Below are 18,606 nucleotides of genomic sequence, written 5' to 3' on the forward strand. Positions count from 1 at the left end.
GATCGCACCCTCGATTACCAGATCTGGCGCTGCGATCCTGTTGGAAGGCAAACGCCGGTCCCCCCTACCAAGTCCAGCGCACTCCGATGCTGACCTGCTGCTGACTCACATCGCTGCCGCCCAGGTTCGCGCCTATTACCGAAGCGGTGCCAAATACCCTCAGATCCTTGGCTACCTGGGCCTCCAGCCCCACATCCAGCGTTGCGTTCAATCCCAGGTCATGTCCGGAGAAGCTCTGCTGTGCCCCGTCCGCGCCCGGCAGTGTGACTACCAGGTTTGTCGAGTTTTCCCCCAGGGTGTCCTGCAAGCCTACGGCCAGCCAAGGCCTCAGGGTCGCGCCGCCATCGGTCTTGATGGTCTTCTCGACGCGCACCGCAGCCCTGACTGATCCCAGTACATCGTCCTTAATATTCAATTGCTTGCCGCTCGAGTCGGTCTTGTCGTCCCAGCGCATGTGGATGGCACTCGCCTGCAGCTGCGGCTCCAGCATCCATCCGGCACTCAGGGGATACCTGTGCCCCACTTGGCCACTCAGACTCAAGATGTCACCATGCAACTGTTCTTTGAAGCCATCGGACGCTCTGACCTGAGCATCGGGCAGCAGAGCCGACAGACTCACGTCGGCATAGCTGCCGCCTTGCCAATCCATGCTTCCATAGGCGCCAAACGCCACTGCGTCCATGTCCACGCTGGATCTGCCCACGCTCATCAGACCGGGCGAACCCTGGCCTGTGGTCGAGTAATTGCCCCGCTGTTGGCCAATGAACACACCGCCACGCAGGCGATAAGCATATTCGTCCACGAACAGGTGGTCGTAGCCGCCATAGAGACCCGTGCTGTTGCCATCGAACTCGACCCCGGGGTTCGAATCCATCTCCAAGTGACTACCGGTGGCGGCCAGCCACAGCCCTTCGCATTTGCCGAACCACTCCATACCCATGCGCGTGCGCTCCTCCTCGCTGCGGTTGCAGTAAGGGTTGTCGCCACGGACTCCGGACATGCGGTCAAACAGTAGTCGGTTGTTATCCAGAGTCATGGCATAGCCGATATCCGGCACCGCCGTATAGCCGGGAATCTCCGGCAACAGCAGATTTTCGGCCGAACTCAAATACCAGTTCGGGTCACTCTCGCCCTTGGCGAAATTCCAGGCCAGGACACTACCGTTCAAACGCACGGTATTGTCCGGCACGAAGCCTCCGGCGGTAGACGGATTGTCATTAGGACTGCTGATGACCCGGATCGTTGTGCCCGGCGTGGCCTCTGTACCATCGTTGACGAAATTGACACGAGTCATGCCTTGCACATCGCCGCTGATGTCCAAGCCGCCAGACACGCCGGCAGAGGCAGCCACCTGCACGTCCAAGCTGCCGTTACCGGCGTAGTCGCCGCCGATCGCCAGGCGGTGCGATCCGACATTGATCAGGCCGTCGTTATGGACGCTCCCGCCAACGCTTGAACCGGAGCTGGCGAGCAGGCGCGAAGTGCTGTCGATGGACAGTTGACCACCGTTCAGGTTGAGTGGATTGGCCAGCGCCAGAGCGCTGCCATCGAGTAGATCGAGCTGCTCCCAATTGTCCAGCCCCGGCGCACCGGTAGTGAGGTCCAGACCGCTGAAGCTGAGGTGGTCATTGCCATCACCGCCATCCAAGCGGCTCAGACCACTGACATCGCCACCGATCAGGCTGACCGAGTCGTTGCCGGCACCGAAGTCCAGCATGCCGCGCACGATGCCTCTGGAGGTGAAGCTGTCATCACCGCCGGTACCGGTGTAACGGCCCTGCACGTTGAGCGTGGCACCGGCGGCGACCGTGGTGGTCTGCGCCATGACGCTGCCGTTGGTGCCCACGTTGAGCGTGCCAGCGTTGACGGTGACCTGGCTGAAATCGGAGGCCGCCGGACCATTGACGTTCAATGTACCCACGCCGGTCTTGTCCAGCACCTCGAACCCGCTCACGGCGCCCAGATCGGCGACGGTGGCGATGTTGGTGTTGAAGGTGTCCGTGCCGGCACCGCCGCCTACCGTACCCAGCACAACAGTGCCATCGTGGATAGTGAACGTGTCGTTGCCATCGCCCAGCAACAAGCTGCCTGCTCCGGTGTTCAGCGTGCCGGCTACATCCAGCACGTCATTGCCCGCGCCCAGGTCGCCGCTGGCCAGCAGCGTGCCGCCCGCACCGACCGACACCGTATTGGTGCCCGCGCTGCCGGTCAGTGTCGCCGCAGTGCCACCGAGCGCCTGCAACCTGCCGTCGACATTCAGCGTGGAGTTGTCGCCCAGTGTGACGGTCGGGGTCGTCATCGCACCGTCCACATCCAGCGTGCCGCCGTTGATCGTGGCGCCGCCGATGAAGCTCTGTGTCCCAGTCAGCGTCGCCGTGCCGGTGTTGTACTTGCGCAGGAATTCGAAGTTGACGATGTTGCCGCCGTTAAGGGCAAATGCGCCGGCGTTGTTCAACACCACCGTGTCGCCTGTGCCATGCGCGCCACCGTCGAGTGGATTGGCCAGCCCGCTCAGGTTAGCGCCGTCGTTCAAGGTCAGTACGTCGTCGCCTCCGAGCAGGTTGATCGTGCCTGTGCCATTGACCGTGCCCGACACCGTGAACGTGTCGTCGCCCGTGGTGCCTTGGTACGTGCCGTCCACGGTCATGGTCGCGCCCGAGGACACCACGGTGGACTGCGGATCGACGACGGTGCCCGCGGCGATGTGCAGCGTCCCGCCCTGCACCAGCACCGTATCGAACTGCGAAGTCACCGGGCTGTTGATGTTGAGCGTGCCGACATTGGATTTGATCAGGGTCTCGAAATTGACCGCGCCGCCCAGGATCGCAGAACCGGTGAAGTCGGCCGTCAGCGTATCGGTGCCGAGGCCACCGTCGATCGCGGTCGTCAATCCGCTTAGATCCGCGCCATCCTGTAGCGTTAACTGATCGTCGCCATCGAGCATGTCGATGGTGCCCGCTCCCGCAACATTGCCGCCAACAGTAAAGCTGTCAGCGCCTGTGGTGAAACCCAGGCTGCCGTTGACGTTCAGCGCCGAGTTGCTGGCGACCGTCGCGCTGGATACACCGGTAACACTGGCAGCGGCATTGATGTTCAAGGTGCCGCCGAGGACATTGACCGTGGTGAAGTCCGAACTCGCAGGGCCGTTGATGTTGAGCACGCCGACGTTGGTCTTGCTCAGGGTTTCGAAGCCCTGCACGGCACCCAGGTTGGCGCTTGCCGCGATGTCGGCATTGAAAGTGTCGTTGCCTGCGCCTGCCGCCACGGTGCCGAGGATGCTGGTGCCGTCGTGGATGGTCAGGGTGTCGTCGCCATCGCCCAGGGCAAAGATGCCGCCTGCAGTGTCGAGTGTGCCGGCGACATCCAGCACATCGTTGCCCGCACCCAGGTCGCCACTGGCCAGAAGCGTGCCGCCCGCACCGATCGACACCGTATTGATCCCGGCGCTGCCGGTGAGTGTCGCCGCAGTGCCACCGACCGCCTGCAACCTGCCGTCGACGTTCAGCACGGTGTTGTCGCCCAGCGTGACGGTCGGTGTATTCAACGTGCCGTCCACGTCCAGGGTGCCGGCATTGAGCGCTGTCCCGCCCAGGAAGGTACTGGTGCCGGCAAGGGTCGCGACGCCGACGTTGTCTTTGGTGAGGAATTCGAAGTTGGTCGTGTTGGCGCCGTCGAGTGTCATCGCCGCTGCATTGTTCAACACCACTGTGTCGCCGGCACCGTTTGCGCCACCGTCGATGACGTTGTTCAACACCGCGCCGTCGTTGAGGGTCAAGGTGTCGTCGCCGCCACACAGATCGATGGTGCCGCTACCACTGACGGTGCCTGCCACGCTCATCGTGTCGTTGCCAGCGCCGCAACCGTAGCTGCCCTCCACATTCAAGGTCCCACCGCTGCCCACCACGGTGGCGAGCGTGTTGCCAGCGCTCGCCACCACACCAGCGTTGGCGCCGACATTCAGGGTACCGCCCAGCACGCTGACTTCCTGGAGGTCTGTCGCGCCTGGCCCGACGATGTTGAGCACGCCGGTCCCTGTCTTGGTCACACCCTCGAAGTTCAGCAATTCGCCCAGGTCAGCGGTCAGGGCGATGTCGTAGACGCGGGTATCCAGCCCTGCACCGCCATCGATCACGCCCAGAACCACGGTGCCGTCGTGCACCACGAAGCTGTCGTCGCCGTCGCCCAGCAGTAAGTTGCCTGCTCCGGTGTTCAGTGTGCCGACCACATCCAGCACGTCATTGCCCGCGCCCAGGTCGCCGCTGGCGAGCAGCGTGCCGCCTGCACCGACCGACACCGTATTGATACCGGCGCTGCCGGTGAGTGTCGCCGCAGTGCCGCCGGCCGCCTGCAAACTGCCGTCGACATTCAGGGTGGAGTCGTCGCCCAGTGTGACGGTCGGTGTATTCAACGTGCCGTCCACATCCAGGGTACCGGCATTGAGCGCAGTCCCGCCCAGGAAGGTACTGGTACCGACCAGAGTCGCGACGCCGAGGTTGTCCTTGGTGAGGAATTCGAAGTTGGTCGTGTTGCCACCGTCGAACGTCATCGCCGCTGCATTGTTCAACACCACGGTGTCGCCTGCGCCGTTCGCGCCACCATCGATCACGTTGGCCAGCAGCGCGCCGTCGTTGAGGGTCAGCGTATCGTCGCCGCCACACAGATCGATGCTGCCGCTGCCACTGACGGTACCCGACACGTTCATCGTGTCGTTGCCGGCGCCGCAGCCATAACTACCCTCCACATTCAACGTCGCTCCGCTGGCGATGACCGTGCCCAGCACGCCGCCGCTTGCGGCAACGATGCTGCCGCCGGCAGCCACGTTGAGCATGCCATCGCTGACGGTGACCAGGCTGAAATCCGAAATCGCCGGACCATGGAGGTTCAATGTGCCCACGCCGGTCTTGTCCAGCGCCTCGAACCCGCTCACGGCGCCCAGGTCGGCGACGGTGGCGATATTGGTGTTGAAGGTATCTGTGCCGGCACCGCCGTCCACCGTACCTTGCACAACGGTGCCGTCGTGGAGGGTGAAGGTGTCGTTGCCATCGCCCAGCAGCAAGCTGCCTGCTCCGGTGTCCAGCGTGCCGGCCACGTCCAGCACGTCATCGCCTGCGGTGCCGGTGTAACTGCCCTGCACGTCCAGGGTGGCGCCTGCGGCAACCGTTGTAGTCTGCGCCGAGACGCTGCCGCCTGCGCCCACGTTCAAGATGCCGCCAAGCACATTGACCGTGGTGAAGGCCGAACTCGCCGGGCCGTTGATGTTGAGCACGCCGACGTTAGTCTTGCTCAGGGTCTCGAAGTCCTGCACGGCGCCCAGGTTGGCGCTCGCCGCGATGTCGGCATTGAAGGTGTCGTTGCCTGCTCCTGCCGCCACGGTGCCGAGGATGCTGGTACCGTCGTGGATGGTCAGGGTGTCGTCGCCATCACCTAGCCCGAAGACCCCGCCCGCGGTGTCGAGTGTGCCGGTGATATCCAGCACGTCGTTGCCTGCACCCAGGTCGCCACTGGCGAGCAGCGTGCCGCCCGCACCGATCGACACCGTATTGATACCGGCGCTGCCGGTGAGTGTCGCCGCAGTACCACCGACCGCCTGCAAGCTGCCGTCGACGTTCAGCACGGTGTCGTCGCCCAGCGCAAAAGTCGGTGTATTCAACGTGCCGTCCACGTCCAGGGTGCCGGCATTGAGCGATGTCCCGCCCAGGAAGGCACTGGTGCCGATCAGAGTCGCGACACCAACGTTGTTCTTGGTGAGGAATTCGAAGTTGGTCGTGTTGGCGCCGTCGAGTGTCATCGCCGCTGCGTTGTTCAACACCACCGTGTCGCCTGCGCCGTTCGCGCCACCGTCGATGGCGTTGTTCAACACCGCGCCGTCGTTGAGGGTCAAGGTGTCGTCACCGCCACACAGGTCGACGCTGCCGCTGCCACTGACGGTACCCGACACGCTCATCGTGTCGTTGCCGGCGCCGCAGCCGAAGCTGCCGTCCACATTCAAGGTCCCACCGCTGCCCACCACGGTGGCAAGCGTGTTGCCAGCGGTCGCCACAACACTGGCGGTGGCGCCGATATTCAGGGTACCGCCCAGCACGCTGACCTCCTGGAGATCGGTCGCGCCCGGCCCGACGATATTGAGTACGCCCGTCCCGGTCTTGGTCACACCCTCGAAGTTCAGCAACTCGCCAAGGTCGGCGGTCAGGTTGATGTCGTAGACGCGGGTATCCAGCCCTGCACCGCCATCGATCGTGCCCAGCGCGACGGTGCCATCGTGCACCACGAAGCTGTCGTCGCCGTCGCCCAGTTCAAAGGCTCCACCCAAGGTGTCGAGTGTGCCGGCGACATCCAGCACGTCGTTGCCCGTGCCCAGGTCGCCACTGGCCAGCAAGGTAGCGCCCGTCCCCACAGTGACGGTGTTGATGCCGGTGCTTCCAGTGATCGTCGCGGCCGTGCCGCCCGTGCCCTGCAGCGAACCATCGACAGTAAGCGTCGTGTTGTCGGCAAGCGTCACGGTCGGCGTAGTCAGCGTACCGTTCACATCCAGCGTGCCGCCATTGATCGCGGTGCCGCCGCTGAAGGTTTGTATACCGTTCAGCGCAGCTGTGCCGGTGTTGTTCTTCTGCAGGAGTTCGAAGTTGACGATGTCGCTGCCGTCGAGGATAAATGCGCTGGCGTTGTTCAACACGACCGTGTCGCCTGCGCCATGCGCGCCACCGTCGAGTGGATTGGCCAGCCCGCTCAGGTCGGCGCCGTCATTCAAGGTCAGTACGTCGTCGCCATCGAGCAGGTCGATAGTGCCCGCGCCATTGACCGTGCCCGACACCGTGAACGTGTCGTCGCCCGCGCTGCCAGTGTACCCGCCATCGACATTCAAGGTCGCGCCGCTCGCCACCGTGGTGGTGACCACGCCGTTGATCGCGCCGCTGGCACCGATGTCCAGCGTGCCGCCGTTGACGTTGACCGTGGTGAACGACGAAGACGCCGGGCCGTCGACATTGAGCGTGCCGATATTGGACTTGATCAGGGTCTCGAAGTTGACCACGCCACCCAGGACCGCGGTGCCGGTGATGTCGGCCAACACCGTGTCCGCCGTCCCGTCTCCGCCATCCAGCGAGTTGACCAGGCCCGACAGGTCGGCGCCGTCGTTGAGGGTCAAGGTGTCGTCGCCTGCGCACAGGTCGATGGTGCCGCTGCCCGTCACCGTGCCGCCGACGGTCATCGTGTCGTTGCCAGTGCCGCAGCCGTAGCTGCCATCCACGTTGAGGGTGGCGCCACTGGCGACGAGCGTACTGAGCGGGCTACCGTCGGCGGGCCCCTCCACGGTGCCATCCGGCCCGATGTTCAACGTGCCCTCCTGCACGTCGACGTTCTGGATGCTGGACGGGAATATAACGCCGTCGGTATCGCCGTTGATGTTGAGGGTGCCGACTCCGGTCTTGGTCAGGACCTCAAACTGAACCAGTGCGCCGAGATCGGCAGTCAGGTTGATATCGGCGATGGCGGTGTCGGTGCCATCAGCGCCGTAGACGACGCCATCCACCACCGCCCCGTCGTGCAGGGTGAACAAATCGGCGCCGTCGCCCAGCGAAAGTACGCCGCTTAAACTGCTGCCATTTGTATTGAGTTCACCGAACACGTCCAGCACGTCGTTGCTGCCCGCCAAGTCGCCTGTCGCGAACAGCAAGCCGCCGGCCCCGATCGTTACCGTGTTGACGTCATCGTCGCCGCCGACAAACACTTCGGTGCCATTTGAACCTTGTGCCACGCCGTCGACGTTGAACGTCGTGCCGCCAGCCAGAGATATATTCGACGCTTCCAGCGTGCCGTCCACATCCAGCGTGCCAGCCATCACATTGACGCTGCCGAAATCCTGCAGTCCGATCAGGGTCGCCGTGCCCGTGTTGTCCTTGCGCAAGGTTTCGAATTCGGTTGTGTTGCTCAGGTCGAACGTCGCTGCCAGCGCGTTGTTCAGCACCACGGTATCGCCGCTTGTGCCATCGTTGCCACCACTGACGACATTAGTGTTCAGCACAGCGCCATCGTTGAGGGTCAGCGTGTCATCGCCGCCACACAGATCGACGGTGCCGCTACCCGACACCGTACCGGACACGGTCATGCTGTCGTCGCCGTCACTGCAGCCGTAGCTGCCATCCACGTTCAAGGTACCGCCACTGCCAACCAGGGTGGTGAGCGTGCTGCCGGGGGTCCCCACCACGCTGCCAAGGGCGCCGATGTTCAACGTGCCGTCAAGCACACTGACTTGTTGCAGGTCGGTCGCGACGGGGCCGTTGATGTTGAGGGTACCGGCACCGGTCTTGGTCACGCCTTCAAAGCTCACCAGCGCGCCCAGGTCCGCCGTCAGGTCAATGTCGTAAACGCGGGTATCCAGGCCGAGTCCGCCATCGACAGTACCGGTGACAGTGCCATCGTGCACGATGAAGCTATCGTCGCCGTCGCCCAGTGCGAAGGTTCCGGCCTGCGTATCGAGCGTACCGAACATCTCGAGCACATCGTTGCCGGCGCCCAGATCGCCGGTCGCGGCCACGGTGCCATTGATCGTCACAGTATTGATGCCGGTGCTGCCAGTGATCGTCGCGGCCGTGCCGCCCGTGCCCTGCAGCGAACCATCGACAAGGAGCGTCGTGTTGTCGGCAAGCGTCACGGTCGGCGTCGTCAGCGCACCGTTCACATCCAGCGTGCCGCCATTGATCGCGGTGCCGCCGCTGAAGCTTTGGGTACCGTTCAGCGCAGCCGTGCCGGTGTTGTTCTTCTGCAGGAGTTCGAAGTTGACGATGTCGCTGCCGTTGAGGGCAAATGCGCCGGTGTTGTTCAACACGACCGCGTCGCCTGCGCCGTGCACGCCACCATCGAGCGGATTGGCCAGCCCGCTCAGGTCAGCGCCGTCATTCAAGGTCAGTACGTCGTCGCCATCGAGCAGGTCGATAGTGCCCGCGCCATTGACCGTGCCCGACACCGTGAACGTGTCGTCGCCCGTGCTGCCTGTGTAGCCGCCATCGACATTCAAGGTCGCGCCGCTCGCCACCGTGGTGGTGACCACGCCGTTGATCGCGCCGGCGGCACCGATATCCAGCACGCCACCGCTGACGTTGACCGTGGTGAACGACGACGCCGGGCCGTCGACATTGAGCGTGCCGATATTGGACTTGATCAGGGTTTCGAAATTGATCGCGCCACCCAGGGCCGCGGCGGTGGCAATGTTGGCCGTCAACGTATCGTTGCCCAGGCCGCCGTCGATAGCGGTCGTCAGACCGCTTAGATCCGCACCCTCCTGCAGCAGCAATTGATCGTCGCCATCGAGCATGTCGATGGTGCCTGCCCCCGCAACAGTGCCGGCAACGGTGAAGCTGTCAGCTCCGGTGGTGAAACCCAGGCTACCGTCGACGTTCAGCGTCGCGGCGCTGGCCACCGTGGCGTTGGTTACACCGGTAAAGCCGGCAGCGGCATTGATGTTCAGATTGCCGGCCTGCACATTGACGGTCGTGAAGTCCGAAGCAGCAGGACCTGTGAAGCTGAGTGCGCCGACGCCGGTCTTGGTCAGGGTTTCAAAGCCCTGTACCGCGCTCACGTTTGCGCTGGTAGCGATATCAGTGGCGAAAGTATCGGTGCCCGCACCCGCCGTCACGGTGCCGATGAGACTGGTGCCGTCGTGGATGCTCAGGGTGTCATCGCCGTCGCCGAGTGCGAAAGTACCGCCGTCGGTGTCGAGCGTGCCAGTCACGTCGAGGACATCGTTGCCGGCGCCCAGATCGCCGATGGCCAGCAAGGTCGCGCCCGATCCCACAGTGACGGTATTGATGCCCACACTGCCGGTGACTGTCGCGGCGGTGCCGCCCGTGCCCTGCAGTGAGCCATCAACATTGAGCGTAGTGTTGTCGGCAAGCGTCACGGTCGATGTAGTCAGCGCACCGTTCACATCCAGCGTGCCGCCATTGATCGCGGTACCGCCGCTGAAGCTGTGTGTACCGTTCAGCGCAAGCGTGCCGATGTTGTTCTTCTGCAGGCGTTCGAAGTTGACGATGTCGCTGCCGTCGAGGGCAAATGCGCCGGCGTTGTTCAACACGACCGTGTCGCCCGTGCCATGCGCGCCACCGTCGAGTGGGTTGGCCAGCCCGTTCAGGTCGGCACCGTCGTTCAAGGTCAGTACGTCGTCACCTCCGAGCAGGTTGATCGTGCCCGCGCCATCGACCGTGCCCGACACCGTGAACGTGTCGTCGCCCGTGGTGCCTTGGTACGTGCCGTCCACGGTCATGGTCGCGCCCGAGGACACCACAGTGGTCTGCGGATCGACGATGGTGCCTGCAGCGATGTGTAGCGTCCCGCCCTGCACCAATACCGTACCGAACTGCGAAGTCACCGGGCCGTTGATGTTGAGCGTGCCGACATTGGACTTGATCAGGGTTTCAAAATTGATCGCGCCGCCCAGTGCCGCGGTGGTGGCGATGTTGGCCGTCAACGTATCGTTGCCCAGGCCGCCGTCGATCGCGGTCGTCAGACCGCTTAGATCCGCGCCATTTTGCAACAGCAATTGATCGTCGCCATCGAGCATGGCGATGGTGCCTGCCCCCGTAACATTGCCGCCAACAGTGAAGCTGTCAGCGCCTGCGGTGAAACCCAGGCTACCGTCGACGTTCAGCGTCGTGTTGCTGGCGACCGTCGCGCTGGTTACACCGGTAAAGCCGGCAGCGGCATTGATATTCAAATTGCCGGCCAGAACGTTGACGGTCGTGAAGTCCGAAGCCGCAGGACCTGTGAAGCTGAGTGAGCCGACGCCGGTCTTGGTCAGGGTTTCAAACCCCTGCACGGCGCCCACGTCTGCGCTGGTAGCGATATCAGTGGCGAAAGTATCGGTGCCCGCGCCCGCCGTCACGGTCCCGATGAGGCTGGTGCCGCCGTGGATGCTCAGGGTGTCATCGCCGTTGCCGAGTGCGAAAGTACCGCCGCCGGTGTCGAGCGTGCCGGCTACGTCCAGGACATCGTTGCCGTCACCCAGATCGCCACTGGCGATCAGGTTGGCACCTGCCCCCACCGTCAAGGTATTCACGCCGGCACTGCCGGTTATCGTGGCTGCTGTTGCGCCAGCACCTTGCAGTGAGCCGTTGACATTTAACGTCGTGCCGTCGGCCAGTGCCACGGTGGGCGTTTCCATCGCACCCACCACATTCAGCACGCCGCCGTTGAGGGTGGTGCCGGCACTGAAGCTCTGACTGCCGGTCATGGTAGTGACGCCGCTGTTCTGCTTGAGCAGGCTTTCGAAGCCCGCGGTCGCGCCGCCACTGAAGGTCAGCGCCAGGGCATTGTCGAGCACCAACTGGTCGTTGCCGGTCCCGGCGTTGATGCCCACACCGCTGATCACGGTGCCGTCACGCAGGATCAAGGTTTCGTCCCCCGCGCCCAGGTCGAGGGCGGCACTGCCGGTGTTGAGCGTACCTGCGAGGGTGACGTTGTCGATGCCGTCGCCCAAACTGCCGTTCGCCTGCAGCGTCGCGCCGCTGCTGATGTTGAGAGTGTTGGCGCCGGCGCTGCCGGTAAGGGTGGCGGTCGTCGCGCCTGTGCCCTGCACCGTGCCGTCCACATTCAAGGTGGTGGCGTCCGCCATCGATAGCGCCGGGGTTTCGAGCGTGCCGTTCACATCCAGCGTGCCGCCGTTGATCGCGGTACCGATGCTGTAATTCTGGTTACCGGTCAGGGTCAGCATGCCCGCGTTATTCTTGGTCAGTTGCTCGAAGCCGCTGAAACCGCCGAAGGTCTTCGCCAGGGCGTTGTTGATTACCAGGCTGTCGGTGGTGCCGGCCCCCGCGTCGATGCCGACGCCGTTGATCACGCCATCATTGATGGTCAGGGTGTCGTTGCCAGCGCCCAGGTTCAACACCGCAGCACCGGTGTCCAGCGTGCCGGTCACGGTAAGGGCATCGCTGCCATCGCCCAGGTCGCCGTTGGCGCGCAGGGTCGCACCGCTGCTGACGTTGATCGTGCTGGTGCCTGTGTCGCCAGTGATCGCGGCAGTCGTGCCGCCCGCCGCCTGCACGGTGCCGTCCACGTTAAGGATGGAGGTGCCACTCATACCGATGGTGCCGGTGTTCAGCACGCCATTGACGTCCAGCGTACCCGCGCTCACCGTGGTGGCGCCGATGCTGTTGTTCGCGGTCAGCGTGGTGGTGCCGCCGCCGACCTGGGCAAAGGTGCCCGGACCGCTCATGATGGCATTGAAGATGACCGTGTCACTGCGGTTCATCGACAAGGTCGAAGTTGCCGCATCGACGATCACGTTGCCGGTGCCTAAATTGCCCGATGTGTTGCCATCGCCGATCATCAGGTTGCCATCATTGATGACGGTGTCGCCGGTGTACGTGTTGTTGCCAGTCAGGACCCAAGTGCCGCCGCCGTTTTTGGCCAGCGTGGTGATGCCGGTGCCGCTGTTGCCGATCACGCCGGCCACGGTGTTGTTACCGGTGTTGGTGCCGCCCAGGGCGACGGTGCGCGCCACGTTCGGATTCGATAGCCCGATCGTGCCGGGATTGGTGAGGTTGATCGCGCCCGTACCGGACGATTCGAGGAACGAAACGCCGCCCGCCAGCGTGAACAGTCGATCACTGCTGTCGCCCGCGCCGGTGTAGCGCAAGGTCGAGCCGTTGCCAATCACCAGGTTGGCGGCCGCACTGGACGCCGCGCCGATACCGCTGGCCGTGCCGCCATTGCTGAGTTGGCTGACCCCGAGCACGCCGCCGGTGACGGTGGTGACACCGGTGTAACTGCTGTTGTTGTTGGTCAGGATCCAGGTGCCGGCGCCGGTCTTGGTCAGCGAGCTGAGACCCGTGCCGTTGTTGTCGAGCTGCGCCGACAGCGTGTTGTTGCCGGTGTTGGTGCCGTTGAGCGTCAAGGTGCGCGCCGCGTTGGTGCCGGACAACGCAATGGCGCCGGCGTTGGTCAGGTTCAACGCGCCTGTGCCCGAGGCGTCCAGCGAGCCACCGCCCGTGCCGAGGGTGAACAGGCGATCGCTGCTTTGGTTCGCGCCGGTGTACGACAGGGTGGCGCCGTTGATGATCAGGTTGCTTGCCGCCGCGCTACTGGCGCCGGCGCCACTGTTGCTGCCGCCGTCGGCCAGGCAGTCGACGGCCAGGGTGCCGCCGTTGATGGTGGTGGTGCCGGTGTAGCTGTTGTTGCATCCGGACATTCGCTGGACCTGCGCGCCACTCTTGACCAGGTTACCGGCGCCAATGATGTTGCCTGCATAGGCAACGCCAGCCGTATTGTTACCCTGACTGATTGTCAGCGTCTGTCCGCCCAAGTTGATGTTGCCGCCCGTGGTGCCCCCCCCTTGCAACCACGTGAACGACTGATTGAAACCGTTGGCATCCAGCGTGGCGCCGGCCACGTTGCCCATGTTCAGGGAGCCGTTGCCAAAGGCCGTGGCTGAGCCGGCGCGCAGGATACCGGCCTGATCGACCACTGTGCCGCCGGTATACGTATTGTTACCGGACAGCACCAGCGTGCCGGGCCCTCTCTTGTACAGGGTGCCGGCGCCGCCCACCGCTCCGCTGATGCCCAGGGTGGTCGCCGCGTCAGAGACGGTAAGCACGCCAAACCCGCTCTGCATCGTCAGCCCGCGATCGATGTTGACGTTGCCACCGGTGTAATTGAGCGTACCGCTATTGAACAGAACGTTGGAAGCAGCGCTGGTCGATGCGCCGATACCGCTTGCCTGCCCGCCATTGGCCAGACAATCAACGCTAATCCCACCGTTGTTCATGGCGGTGACGCCGGTGTAGGTATTGTTGCAACCGGACATTGTTTGGGTGCCACCGCCCTGCCTGTAGCCGCCGCTACCGCTGATGACCCCGCCGAAGGTTCCGCCGAGAACCGACGTTAGCGTGCCGGAGCCCAGGGCCACGTTGCCGAGGCCCTGTAGCGCCCCGACCGAGATATTGAAACCGTTGAGATCCGCCGTGGCTCCGCTCGCCACGGTCAGGCCGTTGTTTGTAGTGCCAAAAGCCTGGGTGGACCCAGCACGCAGCGTGCCGGCAGCGACCGTGGTACCGCCCGAGTAGGTATTGGTGCCGGAGAGCACCAGGGTACCCGGCCCGTCCTTGCGAAAACCATCATCACCCACTGCCGTACCACTGATGGTCAGTGTAGTGGCAGCGTTGCTCACGCCAATGGCACCCACGCTGCCGCCTGCACCGGGCGTGCCGAGGGTGAAACCACGGTCAGTGCTGGTCGTACCACCGAGGTAACCGAGCGTGCCACCATTGAGGACGAGATTGCCCGAGGCATTGCTGGACGCACCGATGCCGCTGACCAGGTCGCCATCGGCCAGGGTGTTGACCGCCAGCGTGCCGCCGGTGACGGTGGTGATGCCGGTGTAGTCGTTGCCCGCGTTGCCCAACGTCAGCGTGCCGGCGCCGGTCTTGGTGAACGTGGCGCCATCGGTGCTGGTGACCTGGCCGTTGAACGTCAGGTTGCTGGTGGTACCGGTGACATCGATGATGCTGCCCAGGATCGCGCCGGACTTGGCGATGGTGAAACCGCGGTCGCTGGTCGTGTTGAGACCGGTGTAGCGCAGTGTGCTGCCTTCCAGGAACAGGTTGGACGACGCCGCGGACGAGGCGCCGATGCCGCTCCCGGTGCCGCCGTTGCCGATGTTGCCGACCGAGAGGATCCCCTGCGACACAGTGGTGGCACCGGTGTAGGTGTTGTTGGTATTGGTCAACGTGACCAGCCCGGTACCGGCCTTGGTGAAACCGATTGCGCCGCCGTTGTTGACGATCTGAGACGCTATGGTGAAGTTGCCGGTGCCGTTCTGCTGGATGCCCAGCACGCCACCGCCGGAGGTACCGGTAAGCGAACCACCCGTGATCGTCTGATTGTTGGCGCCGACCGACGGCGCAACGAGGATGGTTCCATCAACCCCCAGTGTCTGGCCATTGGCTACGGTGATGGTGGTCGTCGGGTCTGCCGTAGTGAACTGCAGGCCGCCCAGTTGTTTGCTGCCGGCAACCGTGCCGAAAAAGCTTTCGGTATTGGCATCGCTGTCGGAGATGAAATCGCCACTCAACCAGGTCGCCGCGTTGTCCTTGTCGATGTAGTCGGAGTTCGTGAACGCAAGGATGTTGCCGCCAACCACTTTGGCGTAGTCGGTACCGTTGACAGTAGCCCAACCACCCAGTGTGGTATTGGTAGTGGTGATGTTGCCGCTGCCTGGCAGGTTGAAGTTGACCAGGCCACCGGTGCGGTTGATCCCCCCCAGGTTGACCGTCATGCTGCCGCCGGTGCCGGATGTCGCGCCGATGGTGTTGTTGCCTGCGGTGACGAGGACACCGTTGAACGTCTGCGTGTTGGCCTCGCTGGCGGCACCGATGGCATTGAGTACGCCGCCACCCAGGTTCAGGGTCGAGGCGCTGGAAATGATGTTGCTGGTGGGCGCGGTGGCTGCACCGAAGTCCAACCGCAGCGTGCCGCCGCTGACCGTGGTCGCACCCGTATAGGTGTTGGTCCCGGTGAGGGTTTGTGTGCTGGCCCCGGTTTTGGTGAGGCCACCGCTGCCGGTGATGTTGCCGGCGTAGGCGGTACTCACACCCGCGGCAGCGTTCAGGGTCAGTTCCCCCGATCCCAGGTCGACAGTGCCGCCCGTGCCGGCCAACGAGCGCACCGTGTTGTCCAGATCGTTGAGGTCCAGCGTACCGCCGCTGTTCACGACGACCCCATTGGTTGATCCAAAGGCCGTGTTGCTGCCGGCACGGAGTGTGCCGCCATTGACCGTGGTGCTACCGGTGTAGGTATTGGCGCCGCTGAGCACCCAGGTGGAAGCGCCGCTCTTGGCCACGCCGCCCGTACCCGAGATGACACCCGAGAAAAGGTTGTCGGCCCCCGTGTAGCTTCCGCCGAGCGTGCCGGTGTTGGTGAGTGCCAGGGTGCCGCTGAGCGCAAGCGCGCCGGTGCCGTCATTGTTGATCGCGCCGCCGTTGAGCCCCCATGTCCGATTGCTGTTATCGCCAGCGCCAGTGTAAGACAAGGCGCCATTGGTGATACCGATGCCACCACCCGTGCCGGTGCCAAAGGAACTGGCGGTGCCAGTGTCCTTGAGCGAGCCGGCCCGTACGGTTACGCCGTTGATGCCGGTGGCGGTCGTATACGTATTGACGTTGCCAAGCGTGATGGTTCTTCCGGCGCCACCGGTATAGGAGACCGACCCATTGCCTGAAATGATGCCCAGCAATGACATGTCGGCGTTATTGGCACTGAAGCTGGTGCCAAAGTTACTGCCACCGGACACGACCATGTTGCCGGTCAGTGTCAACGTGCCTGTCCCTATGTTGCGGAAGGTGAGCGGCGCTACGGTGCCCGCGGCGCTGAGTTGCCAGTTGCGGTTGGAACTGCTGCCGGCACCGAAATAGCTCAGGGTTGCACCAACACCACCGCCGGACCCAAGCGTGATGGTGCCATTGGCCACTGTTGTTGGCGCACCCAGGGAACTGGCCACGCCCAGATCGGCGATGGAGTTGAACGAAAAGCTGCCGCCATTCCCGTTACCGAAAATGGTCGCCCCGGTATAGTTGCTGGCGGCGTTGGTGAGGCTGACACCATTATTGAGCCTGAGCCCGCCAGCGCCGGTGAAGCGGGCCGAGCCCACGCCGGCACCGGCCAGCAGGAGGGTGCCGCCGGTGACGGTGATGTTGCGGCTCGCGGCGAGGGCAGCCGTGCTGCTCAGGTTTGTGCCGCTGGCCATGGTGACGCCGTTGCCCGCCACACCCAGCGCCGAATCGCCGTTGAGGGCCAGGCCACCGGCATTGACCAGCACGTCTCCGCTGAAGGTGTTGACGCCGTTAAGGCTGAGGAGGCCGGCCCCCGTCTTGGTCAGACCCGCGCTGCCCGCCAGGATCGAGTTGATGGTAACGGTGCCACTGGTGTTGATGGTGGGCGTGATCCCCCCCAGGGTCAGGGTACTGCCGGTGAGCGTGTAACCGGTGGTCTGGAAAGTGAGGTTGTGAACGGTGATCGGTGTGCCCAGGGTCACGGTACCGGCGGTGCCGGCGAAAATGGCGTCGTACAGGGCGGCGTTGTTCCAGGAACTGTAGGGGCCGCTGGCGCCGTCGCCGTTGGGGCTCCAGAAAGCGCTGGTGAGATTCCAGGCGCCGCTACCACCGGAGCCCAGTGCCGTGCCATTGGTATCCCAATACCGGTCGACTGCCTGCAGCATCGGGCTGAAAACCATGCCCGCCGACAGCACCAGGCCTACCTTGCGTAGCTTGCCCCCCCGCCGCCCGCCGTTGCGGCCTTTGCCATGGGATTTCGCATACTCGCTGACTGCTACGAAAGTACCAGCACTGGCACTCCATACAACGCGAAATACATGATTCATGGTCATTCCCTTTTTTTCTTATATAGGTTGTGCCCTGCCGATCTGCCCGCTCAACAGTTGCGCGCTGACAACCACACGCATCACGTGCACGCCGATACCTCAAATCTAGGCAGAAAGGCCACTAAGAAGATTCTGAAAATGCGCAAGTAGCCCGTATGGCGCAGCGTACGGCTGTTTCCACCAAGGAAATCAGGGGCATCATCGAGGCCTTGCAGCAAGGCAGTCGCCAAGCCGTCGAGGCCATGCAGGACAGTCACAAAGGTGTGGAGCGTTGTGTCGAAGACAGTCAGTTGGCGGCGCAGATGTTGCTGGCAGTGGGCAGTGATATCGCACGGATCGATGAGCTTAACGGGCGAATTGTCAGCACTACCCGCGAGCAATCCACGGTGAGCCTGGAGATTGTCGGGCGCTTGCAGTCAGTGCAGGACATTGCGCAGGAGACCGCGGACGACGTTGAGTCCCTGGCCTTGAGCAGTCGGCGCTTGCCACCGATTGCCACGCGGCTGGATGCGCTGGGGCGTACGTTTCATCAGTGATGGCGACGGTGGCGAGGAGCCCTCAAGAGCCCCCTCACCCTAACCCTCTCCCGGAGGGAGAGGGGACTGACCCGGTTGAATGTTCGATATTCTGCGACCTGAAAGTTCGAGCCGAACTCAGGTCTGGAAAAACATGAGGATCGAGTGCAGGAGAGCGAACTGACCGTGGTGTTTTTCCGGTCTGCATCGACCTGAAAGTTCGAGCCGAACTCAGGTCTGGAAAAACATGCAGATCTGCTCCCTTTCCCCTCTCCCCCTTGGGGGCGGTCCGACGTTTCGGGAGGGTTGGGGTGAGGGGGTTGGTTCTTACAGGCTCGGCAGCAACTTCGCCGACACCCGTTCGTTCAGGCAACGCGACGCCAGCAACTCGGACGCCGCATGCACACCTGCCGGCCCCCTCCCGCTCGATTTTGCCGGCGGCCCTGTGACGCCGACCATGTCGTTACAGGAATTCGACAGCACGCCGTTGTTGACCTATGAAATGAGCGTCATCGCCAGGCGCGATCACCCCTGCGCTGACGCGACCTCTTTGCATCGATGCTGGAACAGTGATTGGGTGGTCAATTACACGCCGTCCGACTACGGCGTCTTCATGCAGATGTTCTCCTGCCCGGGTGTTTGCATGTTGCCGGATCAGGTGCTTGACTCACCCCGGCAAACAGGCAAAGTCGCGGGGTGTTGACCAGCAGTCGTCTTGCCCGGGAA

At 63.6% G+C, this 18,606-nt stretch carries 2 protein-coding genes and 1 pseudogene; 2 read left to right on the plus strand and 1 reads right to left on the minus strand.

Features of this window, described 5'->3' with window-relative positions; all coding sequences use genetic code 11:
* Positions 1–64: 64 nt before the first annotated feature.
* On the minus strand, positions 65–17,365 hold the full coding sequence (locus KW839_RS16730; RefSeq protein ID WP_218424967.1) for an autotransporter-associated beta strand repeat-containing protein: 17,301 nt from the start codon (positions 17,363–17,365) through the stop codon (positions 65–67).
* A 143-nt stretch (positions 17,366–17,508) separates the two neighbouring features.
* On the opposite strand from KW839_RS16730, the pseudogene KW839_RS16735 reads away from it, so the two are divergent.
* Both KW839_RS16735 and KW839_RS16740 read left to right on the plus strand, forming a co-directional pair.
* Positions 17,509–17,901: pseudogene (locus KW839_RS16735) on the plus strand (methyl-accepting chemotaxis protein); the annotation flags it as partial.
* Between the two features lie 226 nt (positions 17,902–18,127).
* Complete coding sequence (locus KW839_RS16740; RefSeq protein WP_218424968.1) at positions 18,128–18,583, plus strand: hypothetical protein; 456 nt, start codon at positions 18,128–18,130, stop codon at positions 18,581–18,583.
* Positions 18,584–18,606 lie beyond the last annotated feature (23 nt).

The sequence above is a fragment of the Pseudomonas sp. PDM31 genome (genome assembly GCF_019218965.1).
Taxonomy (GTDB): Bacteria; Pseudomonadota; Gammaproteobacteria; order Pseudomonadales; family Pseudomonadaceae; genus Aquipseudomonas.